This window comes from Comamonas trifloxystrobinivorans (assembly GCF_043359985.1).
Taxonomy (GTDB): Bacteria; Pseudomonadota; Gammaproteobacteria; order Burkholderiales; family Burkholderiaceae_C; genus Comamonas; species Comamonas trifloxystrobinivorans.
Window position 1 is genome coordinate 183,734 of record NZ_JBHZGV010000007.1, and the last position, 13,193, is coordinate 196,926.

A 13,193-nucleotide genomic window follows, 5' to 3' on the forward strand; every position below is an offset into this window, starting at 1 on the left:
GGGCGGAGGAAAGAGCGGGGGTAATTTAAGCCTGCGCTTTGGCGTGTTTGCGGGCTAAAAACTCGTTCATCACACGGCCTGGATCTTCAGATTCGTAGGCCGACCCAAAAATCTCCACACTGTGCCGCACAGCGCTGTCGAGATACGGCGCTTCGGAAGTACGCAACACCCGCTTTTGCGCACGCATGCCACTGGCAGACATTTGAGCAATGTCATCTGCCATGGCTTGGGCGGTGCTCATCAGCGCCGCGACTGGTACCACCTCGGTCACCAGACCCCATTGCTCGGCCTTGGCGGCGTTAATGTGTGCGCCGGTCAGCATCAGCCAACGCGCACGCCCCTCACCCACCAGGCGACTCAGAAAAGCACCCTGAATCACCGAGGGAATGCCAATTTTCACCTCGGGCATCACAAACTGCGCGTTCTCGGCGGCCACGCGAATATCGCACACCGCCGCCAGCTCCAGCCCCACGCCAATGCACCAACCTTGTATGGCGCAGATCGAAGGTACCGGCAGGTCTCGGGCAGCTTCACACAGCTCGTCGAGCTCGGCAATAAAGCTACGCGCCGTGGCTGGCTGCAGTTTGGCCAACTCCTTCAGGTCGGCTCCTCCAATAAAGGTTTTTTCGCCGCTGCCCACAAAAATCACGGCTCGCAGCTCTGGGTTGTTGGCCAAGGCACGCAGTTGCTGTCCCAGCCCCTGCGCCGTGGATTTGCTGATGATGTTGAGCGGCCCACCGCCGGTCAAGGTAACAGTGGCAACACCATTGGGCGCCAGCTCGATACGGGCAGGGGCGGTAAGGTCGTGTTGGTTTACAGGTACGGTGCTCATGCTTTTTGAAGAAGTGGTGGATGGGAAAGATAGGCTTCGGTGTGCTCGCCCAAATACGGTGCGCAGGCGTTGCGCACTGCGGGCAAGGCGCTGGCAGCCCACTCCGTGCCGCTTGCGCGGCGGTGGCTTTGGTAGAAACCAGTGCTTTGCAAGTGCTCGTCGTGGAGCAGACTCTCTACGCTGTTAACCGGGGCGCAGGGAATCTCTGCCGGGCCCAGCAGCGCCAGCCACTCTGCCGTGCTGCGCTGTGCAATGGTGCGGGCCACAAATGCATAGATGTAGTCGTAGCTATCGGCGCGCTTGTCGGCGGTGCGAAAACGCTCATCCGCGTGGTAGAGCGCCATCTGGTCGATGACTTCAAAGAACGTCTTCCAGTGCTTGTCGTTATAAACAATCACCGCCAGGTAACCATCTGCCGTTTGGTAGGGCTTGCGGTATGGGGTCAGCAGGCGGTTGTAGCCTGTGTCACCCTCGTCCGGGTTAAAACTGCGTGCGCCCAGGTGGTCGGCCATCACAAACTCGGCCATGGTCTCAAACATGGCCACATTCAAATAGCTGCCACGCCCTGTGCGCACGCGCTCCAGCAGCGCAGCCATGATGCGGTGCGCGGCAGTCACCCCCGTCAGCCGGTCTGCAATGAGAGCGGGCAAATAAGCAGGCGCCCCGCCAGTTTGGCGTGCAAACAAAGAGGCAATGCCCGATTCGGCCTGGATCACATCGTCAAATGCGGGGCGGTTGCCATACGGTCCATCTACGCCATAACCAGTCAGCTCGGCATACACTAGGCGCGGGTTTGCCTGCAGCACGTGCTCGGCATGCAAGCCAATGCGCGCAATGGCGGCAGGCCGAATGTTATGCACAAACACATCGCTGGTTTTGAGCAGTTCGCCAATCTGCCGCCGGCCCTCATCAGTCTTCAGATCAATCACCACCGATTTTTTGCCTCGGTTGGAGTGCAAAAACATCGCCCCCATACCGGCTTCGACCTTGGCACCCGCATGGCGCATGATGTCGCCCTCAGGCGCCTCTATCTTGATGACTTCGGCCCCGTACCCAGCCAAAATCTGCGTACATACCGGCCCCATGATGACGGAGGTAAGGTCGAGCACCCGCATGCCTGCCAGCGGGCCTTGTGCGTTGGAATGGGTCATTCTGGCTTCACCCCTGCCGCTTGTGCACGCGCAGTCCAAATTTTTTGCTGCTCAATGGCAAAGGCCCGCATGGCCTCGCCCGCCAGCGGTGCCACCTGCATGCCAGCATCGTTCAGCTTGGTCACCACCTCGGGGTTTTTAAGTGCGGCAGACACGGCTTGCGCCAACTTGTCGCTAATGGCAGGCGAAGTCCCCTTGGGCGCAGCCAGCCCCACCCAAACCACCAGGTCAAAGTTTTTAAAGCCCTGCTCTTGCAAGGTGGGCACGTTGGGGAAGGCCGGTAAACGTGCGGGAGTAGACACAGCCAGCGGCACCAGTTTCTTGGCGTCGACAAAGGCCTTCACCACCGAGATATCGCCAAACATGTAGTCCACCTGCCCTGCAATGAGGTCAGACACCGCAGGAGGCTGGCTTTTATAAGGCACGCCCAGCGCATCCACCTTGGCCTCGGTGTTAAAGGTACCCGTCGCGATCTGGCTCGATGCGTTGCCGTAGCCATAGTTCAGCGCTACCTTGTTGTGCGAGGCTTGGATGAGCGCCGCCACATCTGGCAGATTTTTGCTGGGGTTGGCCACCAGCATCAGCGGAATGTTGGTCATGCGCGAGACGTGCACGAAATCTGTCACCCCGTCATACGGCACGCGTTTGACCAGCGCTGCCGCGCCTGAGTGGGTAGAGCTGCTGGTGAGCACCAGCGTATAGCCATCGGGCGCCGCCTGGGCGACGCTTGCCGCGCCAATGGTGCCACCTGCCCCAGCCTTGTTGTCAATCACCACCGGCTGCTTCAGGCTGGTAGCCAGCGACGCACCCACAATGCGCGCCACCGTATCAGAAGCGCTGCCGGCAGCAAACGGCACCACTATTTTGATAGGCCGGTTGGGATAAGCCTCGTCCTGCGCCACAGCACTGGCCGCTGCTATCGACAGGCTGCAAGCCACCACGCCAAGAGCGAGGCGGCGGGTAGCCGTGAAGGGATACGACATAAAACATCTCCATAGGCGCCCAGGCACCTCGACTGAAGCTATGCAGCATCCTTGAGAACCCGCTATTTCACAATCGACTAATATTCATTGCGCCATTCCAAAATTGAATAAACGTTGAATGCCCATGTTTTTAGCAACGTGGCTCCACATGGGTGTAGCACTTGAGGCTGGGACTTAACCAGGAAAGACCGGGCAATTCATACGATCAAAGGCATAACAACCATCTTGCGGTCAAGATGTAGGCTCGGGCCTCGACAATGACTGCGATCGCCCCTCCCCCTTCCCGCTGAAGATGCCGGGCTGAGTCACGACAGCTAGAATCAATGCATACATCATTTGCCCCTTCCCCCGCCTTTCTTGGCGGCCCATGAAGGGGCATGAATTCACCACCTAAAAAATAAAATAATCAGCTATCAAAGGCATAAACCAAGTATGAAAATCGCCACCTGGAACGTGAACTCCCTGTCCGTTCGCCTGCCGCAAGTGCTCGATTGGCTGGCTGCCAACCCGGTCGATGTGCTGGGCCTGCAAGAGCTGAAGCTGACCGACGACAAGTTTCCGCACGACGCCCTGCTCGCCGCCGGTTACCAGGCGGTGAGTTTTGGCCAGAAGACGTATAACGGCGTGGCCTTGCTGGCACGCAGCGAGATCCGCGATGTGGTGCGCGCCAACCCGCTGTTTGAGGACGAGCAGTCGCGCATCATCGCGGGCACGATGGCCAGCGCAGCGGGCGATGTGCGCGTGATCAACTGCTATTTTGTGAACGGCCAGGAGCCGGGTTCGGACAAGTTTGCCTACAAGATGCGCTGGCTCGCCGGGCTGGAAGCCTATGTGAAAGCGCAGCTGGCCGAGCACCCCCGCCTGGTGCTGGTGGGCGATTTCAACGTGGCACCGGAAGACCGCGACAGCTACGACCCCGATGGCCTGCGCGAAACCATTCACCACACCACCGAAGAGCGCAACCACTTCCAAGGTCTGTTGAACCTGGGGCTAAGCGATGCCTTCCGCATGTTCGAGCAGCCTGAGAAGAGCTTCAGCTGGTGGGATTACCGCATGCTGGGTTTTCAGAAGAACCGTGGCCTGCGCATTGACCATATTTTGGTGAGCGACGCACTCAAGGGCAGCGTGAGCGCCTGCACGATTGACCGCACGCCGCGCAAGAACAAGCAGCCAAGCGACCACACGCCGGTGATCGTGACGCTGGGCTAAGCACAGCGCTTGCGCCATAAAAAACGGGCATCCCAGGACGCCCGTTTTTTTATGGGTTTGCAGCTGCCAATCGGCCGCCATTCAGCAGCCGATCCAACTTTCATCAAGCCTTGTGCGGCGCGCTGTGCAAGCCCAGTGCGGCTTCTTCGTCCAGCTTTTTGGCATTGGCTTCGGCGTCGGATTCGCTCAGCAGCTCGCCTTCCCATTTGGCAACGACGGCCGAGGCCAGCGAGTTGCCCACGGCGTTGGTGGCCGAGCGGCCCATGTCGAGGAAGGTATCCACGCCCAGAATCAGCAGCAGGCCGGCCTCAGGGATATTGAAGTGGCCCAGGCTGGCAGCCAGCACCACCAGCGATGCGCGGGGCACGCCTGCAATGCCTTTGGAGGTGAGCATGAGCACCAGCAGCATGGTGATTTGCTGGCTGAGCGAGAACTCCATGCCGTAGGCCTGCGCGATGAAGAGCATGGCGAAGGTGCAGTACATCATGGAGCCGTCGAGGTTGAACGAGTAGCCCATGGGCATGACGAAACTGGAGATTTTGCGTTTGACGCCAAAGCGATCGAGCGCATCCAAGATCTTGGGGTAAGCCGCCTCGGAGCTGGCGGTGGCGAACGACACCATGAAAGCTTCTTTGATGAGCACCAGCAGCTTGAACACGCGCTTGCCCAGGAAAGCAAAGCCCGCCCCCACCAGCAAGGCCCACAGAATGAACAGGCCTAGGTAGAACTCGCCCATGAAGACCGCGAACTTGAGCAAGATGCCCAGGCCGTTGGTGGTCACCGTGGCCGCCATGGCGCAGAGCACGGCCAGCGGGGCCAGCTTCATGACATAGCCGGTGATTTTGAGCATGACGTGCGAGAGCTCGTCGATCATGCTCAACAAGGTTTTGGCCTTGTCGCCCAGGGCCGACATGGCCACGCCAAAGAACAGCGAGAAGACGACGATCTGCAGAATTTCGTTGTGGGCCATGGCCTCGGTGAACGATTTGGGCACCGTGTGGGCAATGAACTCCTTGAGCGAGAACTTGCCCGTGGCCAGGTTGGCCGTGGCTCCGGCATCGGGCAGCGGCAGGCCCAGGTTATGGCCCGGCTGCAGCAGGTTGGCCAACACCATGCCCAGCAGCAGCGAGATGAGCGATGCGGTGATGAACCAGAGCATGGCCTTGACGAAGACGCGGCCCACCGCGCTGGCGTCGCCCATGTGGGCAATGCCGATGACCAGGGTGGAGAAGACCAGCGGCCCGATCAGCATTTTGATGAGGCGCAGAAAGATGTCCGAGACCAGGGAGATGTAGCCGGCGATCTCTTTGGCCGCTTCTTTGTCAGCCACGCCAGAGTTCACCAAGTAGCCAATGGCGATGCCCAGCACCATGGCCGCCAGTATCCATAGCGCGGAGGACGCGCCTTTTTTGCCCGTTTGAGCCATAACCAATACCTTTTCAGAGCGAATGTGGGTGCCATCAACGCTCCTAGGCGGGTTCATGGAACGCATCGGTGCTTGCTTTTGTTTGTGCCGATTGCGCTCTGCGCTCCAACAACTGCCCCGGCATGCCCAAAACGGTGCGCGCAAAAAGCACGCACAACTGCTGTGCGCCGTTGCTCACACAACAGCCACAGCCAATGGCACAACCAGGTGGGGAAAGCAGCAGCCCGGAACGCAGCCAAGTCGCCTTGCCAGGCGCTTGCCACGGGGCTGCCGCCTTACGGCAGCGAGGAAGCAATGAACCCGCTTTTTGACAGCAAGGTTGCAAAGTTCTGCGTTAGTGATTGTATCCGCAACCACTTTCCAAGCCAACGGCCCCGGCGCGGAAAGCAGGTGCCCACACAGGATTTTTTTGACTGACGCGGAAAATTTTTGAGTGCAATGCTAGGCGGGGCTGCGCCAGGGCGCGCCCTGCCCTGTGGCCAGCTTGTTTTCGCCAAGCAAGGCCGGCGCCAGATTGTTAACACTGCGGGCTCCAAAAGCTTGCTGCCGCGCAACACCTGGTGCTCGGCAGCAAGCGGCGCAAGCGTTGGGATCGGTTTAACGCGCCCAGGCGTCTTGCATGTGCTGCAGTTCGTCGATATGGCGGCGCAGTTGCTGGGCCTGGCCTTGCAGCAGGGGGCGCAGCTCCAGCGGCAGGGCCGATTCAAGCACGCGCTGGTAGCGCTCGGCCGCCAGCACCAGGCAGAGGCTGCATTCGGCGATCAGGTCGCGGTCGCCTACCAGGTTGGCGCGCAGTTTGAAATCGGTCCAGCGCTTGTGCAGGCGACCGGCCATGCTCAGGCCCGGACGCTCTACCAGCAAGGCGTTGCCATCTTGCGCCAACAAAGCGTCTTGCAACTGCCAATCCATGGCGCGAAACTGCTCGGCCAGTGCGTACAGATGGGTGCGCAAGGCAATGGCCCGCGCCTGCTCGCTGCCAGCGACCAGGCAAGCCTCGCAGTCTTGCAGGCCTTGCTGCAAGGCCTGCACGGCGTGCTGTACCTGGTCAGCAGAGAGCTCTTCGCCTTTGATGCCTTCGAGCGCGTGGTCGTAGGCGGCGCGAGCGATTTCGCATACTTGCGGCCAAGTCAGCGTATTGGCATCGCGCATGTGGCGCCACTGCACTTTGAGCTGCTCCACCATGTCGTCAAAACCCATGGGGTTGCGCTGCGCAGCAAACCAGCCCAAGGCCAGCGCCGGGCGGTAGCGCTCAAAGGGCTGACCCACTTCGTAAAAATCGCAGCTTTGGTAGTGGCTGCGCCAGTAAGCGTCTTCACGCGCCGGGTTGCCCCATTGCGCCTTGGCTTTGGGTGGCAGACCGCCCGCCAGCATGCCTTGCGCCACATCGCCCGCCACTTGCGCAATGCCGGTGGCGGTAGACGCCGCCAATCGCAAGGTGTTGAGCATGGCCGAGCGCTGCCGCCCTACGCGCTCGGGCGAGTTGCGGTAGGCCTGCGCCGTGAACACCGAAGACATTTTCTGCATAGTTGGACACCCCAGTACAAGCGTTTGACCCATTGTGGCACGCCAGCGTTGATTCCAAATGCAACACAGCCCGCTGCAAACGGCTTGCAGCGGGCTGTGGTGGTCGCGCGCGTGGCGAACTATTCGTCGCTGGCCGACAAGCCCAGCTCCTGGATTTTGCGCGTGATGGTGTTGCGGCCAATGCCCAGGCGTTGCGCTGCCTCGATGCGCTTGCCGTGCGTGGCGGCCAGGGCCGATTTGATGAGCTGCGATTCAAAGCGGCGGCTCAGCACGTCCCACACCTCGGTGCTGCCCGATTGCAGCAGCACATCGGCCTCGCGGGCGAGGTCGGCCTCCCAATGTGCGGGCTGGCCAGCCGATGCCGAGGCGGGCACATGGTGCGCCGCAGCGCCAGAAGCGCCGTTCACTGCGCCACTCAACGCAGACGCAGATCCAGCTGCAGGTGCTGCCGCCAGCGCAGCGGGTATATCCGGCATCAGGCTTTGCGGCACAGGGGTGTGCGGCTCGGCCGGACCGGCCGTGGTTTGCAGCACTTCAGGCGGCAGATCTTGCTCGGACACCCATTGCGCCGGCGCCATGACGGTGATCCAGTGGCAGATGTTCTCCAACTGGCGCACGTTGCCGGGGAAGGCAAAGCGCTGCAGCCGCGCCAGCGCAGCTTCGGACAACTGCTTGGGCTCTACGCCCAGCTGCCGCGCGCTGGCGGCCAGAAAGTGGCGCGCCAGCATGGGAATGTCTTCGCGGCGCTCGCGCAGCGGCGGCAGGCGCAGACGGATCACGTTCAGGCGGTGGAACAAGTCCTCGCGGAACACGCCTTTTTGTACGCGCTCTTCGAGGTTCTGGTGGGTGGCCGCAATCACGCGCACATGTGATTTGACGGGCACGTGGCCGCCCACGCGGTAAAAATGCCCGTCGGACAGCACACGCAGCAGGCGCGTTTGCAGGTCGAAAGGCATGTCGCCGATTTCGTCGAGGAAGAGCGTTCCGCCTTCGGCCTGCTCAAAGCGGCCGCGACGCTGGGTTTGCGCGCCGGTGAAGGCGCCGCGCTCGTGGCCAAAGAGTTCGGATTCGAGCAAGTCCTTGGGAATGGCCGCCGTGTTGATGGCCACAAAGGGGCCGTTTGAGACCGGCGAGTGCTTGTGCAGCGCACGCGCCACCAGCTCTTTGCCCGAGCCCGATTCGCCCGTCACCATCACCGTCACATTGCTTTGCGACAGGCGGCCAATGGCGCGGAACACGTCTTGCATGGCCGGCGCCTGGCCCAGCATTTCGCCGCCGCCGGCGGCCTGCGCCAGCTCGGGCGTCTGGCTTTGGCTTTGTTGCACGGCGCGCTTGATCAGCTCTACCGCCTTGGGCACGTCAAAGGGCTTGGGCAGGTATTCGAAAGCGCCGCGCTGGAAGGCCGAGACGGCGCTGTCCAGATCGGAGTACGCCGTCATGATGATGACGGGCAGCTGCGGCTGCGCCTCGTGCAATTGCTCCAGCAGCTCCAGGCCGTTGCCGCCGGGCATGCGGATGTCGCTCACCAGCACCGAAGGTGCCTGCGCCGGATCGGCTACGGATTCGAGTGCCTGCAGCACTTCCTTGGGGTGTACAAAGCTGCGCGTGGGCAGCTGCTCGCGTGCCAGTGCTTTCTCCAGCACGAACCGGATCGAAGGGTCGTCATCCACTATCCAGATTGGTTTCATTGTCGCTCTCGCCCTTCCCTACATAGTCTTCATGTCCAGATCCTGCAGCAAGGGTGCGGCGCAACCCTAATCTGTCAATGGCAGCATGATGCGGAAATCCGTGTGCCCGGGCTCGCTTTCGCATTCGATCAGGCCCTCGTGCCTTTGCACAAAGGTCTGCGCCAGCGGCAGGCCCAGGCCCGTGCCACCATCGCGCCCGGTCACCAAGGGGTAGAAGATCCGCTCCTTGATGTCCGGCTCAATGCCAGGACCATTGTCAATGACATGCAATTCCAATGCCAACTTGTGGCGCTTGCGCCCCAAGGTGAGTTGGCGCGCAATGCGGGTGCGCAAAGTGATGCGCGCCGTGCCCAGCGCAATTTGCGGGCGCAGCACCTGCGCCGCGTTTTGCACGATGTTGAGCAAGGCCTGAATGAGCTGCTCGCGGTCGCCCCGAATCTCAGGCAGCGAGATGTCGTAATCGCGCTCGATCTTGAGGCCGGGAAACTCCAGCAGCACCAGCTGGCAAACACGCTCGCAGACTTCGTGGATATTGACATCGCCCACCGTGTGCGGGTGGCGGTGCGGCGCAAGCAAACGGTCCACCAAGGCTTGCAGGCGGTCGGCCTCGTGGATGATGACGTCGGTGTACTCTTTGAGCTGCGGATCGGGCAGCTCCAGCTCCAGCAGTTGCGCTGCGCCGCGAATGCCGCCTAGCGGGTTCTTGATCTCGTGCGCCAGATTGCGGATCAGCTCTTTGTTGGCAAGCGCCTGTTCGCGCACACGCTCTTCGCGGTCTTGGCGCACCTGCTGCTCCAGCGGCCACAGCTCCACCAGAATGGTTTCGTCGTCTTGCCACCAGGACAGGTTGGCGTGCACGGGGAAAGAATCTTGCAGGCTGCGGCGCATGTGCGCCTCGAAACGCAGCGAGGAAAAGCGCTGCGCACGCGCATCGACCAGGGCTTTGTGCACCAGCTCGTCGTCTTGGAAAAAACTGCCCAGGTAGTGGCCCAGGATGTTTTTGCGCGAGACGCCGAGCGCGTTCTCCAGCGCGGCGTTGACGCGGACGGCCGAGCCGTCGAGCTGGATGACCGCCACCAGCGTGGCAATGTGCTCCAGCGCCTGCCATTCGCGGTCAGCGCCGCTCAGGCCACTCAGATCAGGCATGGCTGTGGTTCTAATACGCTAAAGCGCAAATTATGGCGCAGGCAGACGCTGCAGTTCGCGTTGGATGCCAGCGATATCGCTGTCCATGCGGGTCATTTCGGTCTTCAGGTCTTCGATGCGCTTGTTGTAGAAGGCCGGGTTACGCATTTCCAGCGCGTTCTTTTGCGGCTCGCCGTTGTTGTACTCGCGCGCCAACTCGGCCTTGCGCGATTCGGCCTTTTTCAGCTCCGTCTCCAAGATGAGGCGGGCATCGGAATCGCGAGCACGGCCTTCGGCTGTGGTGGAGCGCGGTGCAGGCGTAGCCGCTGCCGGAGCACGCGCCGGGCGCGGCGCCGCTGCAGCGCCCGATGCAGGAGCTGGCGCCGGGCTGGCTGCACCGCCTTGTGGGCGCGTGCCTTGCACAATGGTGACGTTGCCGCCTTCTACCAGCGTGCAGCCGCGCTGGCGGGCTTTGGACGCGTCGTTGGTGTATTCATTGCCGCAGCGATAGATACGATCTTGCGCCTGCGCCGCTTGCGCCCCCAGCACTGCCACAGCCAAAAACAACCACTTGATTTGCATAACCTCGCGCCTATGTACCCCAACCAAAAACATGTACCGCCTGCCGGCCCTCACCAGCAGCACCCGCAGCAGCCAGCGGCTGCGCGCGTGAGCTGGCAGTGTATAGACAATGAGCCAGCACTACAGCATCAGTTCCCACTGTTACAGATTCGCAGCCACTGCGCCACACTCTGCTGGCCCCATTTCGCGGTTGCGCTATCAACTTTATACCAAATCGCCACAGCCACCTTTGAGCCTCGCAGCCTGCAGGCCGATATTTCTCAGTAACGCATGGCAGTGCTGGCAAGTGGACAGCTTTTTGGATCCCTTACCGCAAGCCCTCTGAAAACTACGGCACAGCTCTCGCAGGCTGTTAGCTGTTAGCTGTTAGCTGTTAGCTGTTAGCTGTTAGCTGTTAGCTGTTAGCTGTTAGCTGTTGGCTGTTGGCTGTTGGCTGTTGGCTGTTGGCTGTTGGCTGTTGGCTGTTCAGGATGTACCTCCCCACCCTTTCAGCCAGCGCCTGTGGACGCAGCAAATACCGGCGGTTTGGCTGCCGCAGAGCAGCCAAACTTCGTGCTCTGACTTGCGGCAGCTGTTTAAGTGAAGCGCCTTGGCGCGCAACGAGTTTTGCCGCACGCCGGTATTGGCTGTGGCCGCAGGTTGCCCCGAAAGATTCGCAACGCGAAGCTTTCGGGGACGCTGGATGTGGGGCAGATTTTTCGCCTCCCTTTTTGGCTGGGCAAAAAGGGAGGTCGCCTGCCGGGGCGAGACCCGGCAAGCTAATGCAAGCATTGCCAGCCAACGCCAGTTAGAAAAACCACCTGAGAGTAGAGTAGCAAGCAGCGCCAACCAAGCAACCCCAGCATCTGCAATAACCCAATAAAAAAACGGCCCGCTCAATGCGGGCCGTTGCAGAGGCCGCTTTCGCTTGCCTCACGAGGGTATCGATTACTGCGATTCCCGCTTATTACAGCGAGTAGTACATGTCGAACTCGATCGGGTGCACGGCTTGGCGGAAGCGCGTCACTTCGGTCATCTTCAGCTCAATGTAGGCGTCGATCATGCTGTCGCTGAACACGCCGCCCTTGGTCAGGAATGCGCGGTCCTTGTCCAGTGCTTCCAGCGCCTGGTCCAGGCTGTGGCACACGGTAGGCACCAGCTTGTCTTCTTCGGGCGGCAGGTGGTAGAGATCCTTGGTGGCAGCTTCGCCGGGATGGATCTTGTTTTCCACGCCGTCCAGACCAGCCATCAGCAAAGCGGCAAAGCCCAGGTAGGGGTTCATCAGCGGATCGGGGAAGCGCGCTTCCACGCGACGGCCCTTGGGGTTGCTCACGTAAGGAATACGGATCGAGGCCGAGCGGTTCTTGGCCGAGTAAGCCAGCTTCACCGGGGCTTCAAAGCCGGGCACCAGGCGCTTGTAGCTGTTGGTACCGGGGTTGGTGATGGCGTTCAGGGCACGGGCGTGCTTGATGATGCCGCCGATGTAGTACAGCGCAAAATCCGACAGACCGGCATAGCCGTCGCCTGCGAACAGGTTCTTGCCGTCTTTCCACACGGATTGGTGCACGTGCATGCCCGAACCGTTGTCGCCAGCGTAAGGCTTGGGCATGAAGGTAGCGGTCTTGCCGTAGGTATCGGCCACGTTCCAGATCACGTACTTCTGCACTTGGGTCCAGTCAGCGCGCTCAACCAGGGTCGAGAAACGGGTGCCCAGTTCGTTCTGGCCAGCGCCAGCCACTTCGTGGTGGAACACTTCGACTGGAATGCCCAGCGATTCGAGCACCAGCGACATCTCGGCGCGCATGTCTTGCGTGCTGTCGACGGGAGGCACGGGGAAGTAGCCGCCCTTGGCGCGAGGACGGTGGCCACGGTTGCCGTTGTCCAGCTTGGCGCCGCTGTTCCAGGGCGCTTCGTACTCTTCGATTTCGTAGAAGGGGTGGTTGGGTTCGGTGCTCCAACGCACGCCGTCGAAGATGAAGAATTCGGGTTCAGGACCGAAGTAAGCGGTATCACCCAGGCCCGATGCCTTCAGGTAGGCTTCGGCGCGCTTGGCCACCGAGCGGGGATCGCGGTCGTAGGCCTTGCCGTCGCCCGGCTCGATCACATCGCACTGCAGGAACAGCGTGGTTTCTTCAAAGAAGGGGTCGATGTTGGCGGTGCTGGGATCGGGCATCAGCAGCATGTCCGAGGCTTCAATACCCTTCCAGCCAGCGACGGAAGAGCCGTCAAAGGCGTGACCCGAGCTGAACTTGTCTTCGTCAAAGTGCGAGATAGGCACCGTGACGTGCTGTTCTTTGCCACGGGTGTCGGTAAAACGCAGGTCCACAAACTTGACCTCGTTCTCGCTCAACATGCTCATCACATCTGCAACGCTCTTGGCCATCTATAGCTCCAAAGAAAATCGTGAATAAAAAAGGCTGTGACAAGACTAAAGCAGTTTGCGTGCCAGTTTTATGACAACCCTGCTGCGCCCGGGGCCCAGGCCCGGCAAACCCGCCTTGTCGCGGCGCTGAGCGTGACTGTACAGCGCTTTGGGGAGGCCTACGCTCTTGTCGACCATGAAATTATTTTTGCACCGCGACCGCCCAGCGAAGTGCACGCTGACCGTGCATATGCCCTGCCCCGACGCACCAGAATGAGCAAACCAAGCCACGCACGGCACCAACTGCGTGCAGACCGCAGAGGCAGCCTGCG

At 60.9% G+C, this 13,193-nt stretch carries 10 protein-coding genes; 1 reads left to right on the top strand and 9 read right to left on the bottom strand.

The window, feature by feature from the left end; translation table 11 throughout:
• Positions 1-25: 25 nt before the first annotated feature.
• From ACFIQF_RS10130 to ACFIQF_RS10140, 3 genes are read right to left on the bottom strand one after another with little or no spacing between them, the layout of a single operon-like run.
• Positions 26-832, bottom strand: a complete 807-nt coding sequence (locus tag ACFIQF_RS10130) for an enoyl-CoA hydratase (protein WP_393942472.1) — start codon at positions 830-832, stop codon at positions 26-28.
• Positions 829-1,983: a CaiB/BaiF CoA transferase family protein gene (locus ACFIQF_RS10135; protein ID WP_393942474.1), complete on the bottom strand. Its 1,155-nt coding sequence runs from the start codon at positions 1,981-1,983 to the stop codon at positions 829-831. Before ACFIQF_RS10135 ends, ACFIQF_RS10130 begins: the two co-directional genes overlap by 4 nt.
• Positions 1,980-2,966, bottom strand: a complete 987-nt coding sequence (locus ACFIQF_RS10140) for a Bug family tripartite tricarboxylate transporter substrate binding protein (RefSeq protein ID WP_393942476.1) — start codon at positions 2,964-2,966, stop codon at positions 1,980-1,982. Before ACFIQF_RS10140 ends, ACFIQF_RS10135 begins: the two co-directional genes overlap by 4 nt.
• Before the next feature lie 432 nt (positions 2,967-3,398).
• Here ACFIQF_RS10140 and xth point away from each other — a divergent pair, with 432 nt between their 5' ends.
• Positions 3,399-4,175: an exodeoxyribonuclease III gene (gene xth / locus ACFIQF_RS10145; protein WP_393942478.1), complete on the top strand. Its 777-nt coding sequence runs from the start codon at positions 3,399-3,401 to the stop codon at positions 4,173-4,175.
• 103 nt (positions 4,176-4,278) lie between these two features.
• Here the strand turns inward: xth and ACFIQF_RS10150 are convergent, their stop codons facing one another.
• The 6 genes from ACFIQF_RS10150 to glnA all read right to left on the bottom strand — a co-directional run bounded on the left by ACFIQF_RS10150 (position 4,279) and on the right by glnA (position 12,882).
• On the bottom strand, positions 4,279-5,601 hold the full coding sequence (locus tag ACFIQF_RS10150) for a dicarboxylate/amino acid:cation symporter (protein ID WP_393942480.1): 1,323 nt from the start codon (positions 5,599-5,601) through the stop codon (positions 4,279-4,281).
• Positions 5,602-6,198: 597 nt separating this feature from the next.
• Positions 6,199-7,125, bottom strand: a complete 927-nt coding sequence (locus tag ACFIQF_RS10155; RefSeq protein WP_393942482.1) for a ferritin family protein — start codon at positions 7,123-7,125, stop codon at positions 6,199-6,201.
• 119 nt (positions 7,126-7,244) lie between these two features.
• Entirely contained in the window at positions 7,245-8,813 is a 1,569-nt protein-coding gene (gene ntrC, locus ACFIQF_RS10160; protein WP_393942485.1) for a nitrogen regulation protein NR(I), read from the bottom strand.
• 66 nt (positions 8,814-8,879) lie between these two features.
• A complete protein-coding gene (glnL, locus tag ACFIQF_RS10165) occupies positions 8,880-9,959 on the bottom strand; it encodes a nitrogen regulation protein NR(II) (RefSeq protein WP_393942487.1) in 1,080 nt (359 codons plus the stop codon).
• Positions 9,960-9,989: 30 nt separating this feature from the next.
• Positions 9,990-10,520, bottom strand: coding sequence for a hypothetical protein (locus tag ACFIQF_RS10170; protein WP_393942490.1), 531 nt, complete (start codon positions 10,518-10,520; stop codon positions 9,990-9,992).
• A gap of 946 nt (positions 10,521-11,466) precedes the next feature.
• Positions 11,467-12,882 carry a type I glutamate--ammonia ligase gene (glnA, locus tag ACFIQF_RS10175; protein WP_393942492.1) on the bottom strand — a complete coding sequence of 472 codons (1,416 nt, stop codon included), beginning with the start codon at positions 12,880-12,882 and terminating at the stop codon, positions 11,467-11,469.
• Positions 12,883-13,193: the final 311 nt, after the last annotated feature.

Coding starts and splice junctions, on each gene's coding strand:
- ACFIQF_RS10130 (WP_393942472.1), bottom strand. CDS start 832: ATGAGCACCGTACCTGTAAACCAACACGACCTTACCGCCCCTGCCCGT.
- ACFIQF_RS10135 (WP_393942474.1), bottom strand. CDS start 1,983: ATGACCCATTCCAACGCACAAGGCCCGCTGGCAGGCATGCGGGTGCTC.
- ACFIQF_RS10140 (WP_393942476.1), bottom strand. CDS start 2,966: ATGTCGTATCCCTTCACGGCTACCCGCCGCCTCGCTCTTGGCGTGGTG.
- xth (WP_393942478.1), top strand. CDS start 3,399: ATGAAAATCGCCACCTGGAACGTGAACTCCCTGTCCGTTCGCCTGCCG.
- ACFIQF_RS10150 (WP_393942480.1), bottom strand. CDS start 5,601: ATGGCTCAAACGGGCAAAAAAGGCGCGTCCTCCGCGCTATGGATACTG.
- ACFIQF_RS10155 (WP_393942482.1), bottom strand. CDS start 7,125: ATGCAGAAAATGTCTTCGGTGTTCACGGCGCAGGCCTACCGCAACTCG.
- ntrC (WP_393942485.1), bottom strand. CDS start 8,813: ATGAAACCAATCTGGATAGTGGATGACGACCCTTCGATCCGGTTCGTG.
- glnL (WP_393942487.1), bottom strand. CDS start 9,959: ATGCCTGATCTGAGTGGCCTGAGCGGCGCTGACCGCGAATGGCAGGCG.
- ACFIQF_RS10170 (WP_393942490.1), bottom strand. CDS start 10,520: ATGCAAATCAAGTGGTTGTTTTTGGCTGTGGCAGTGCTGGGGGCGCAA.
- glnA (WP_393942492.1), bottom strand. CDS start 12,882: ATGGCCAAGAGCGTTGCAGATGTGATGAGCATGTTGAGCGAGAACGAG.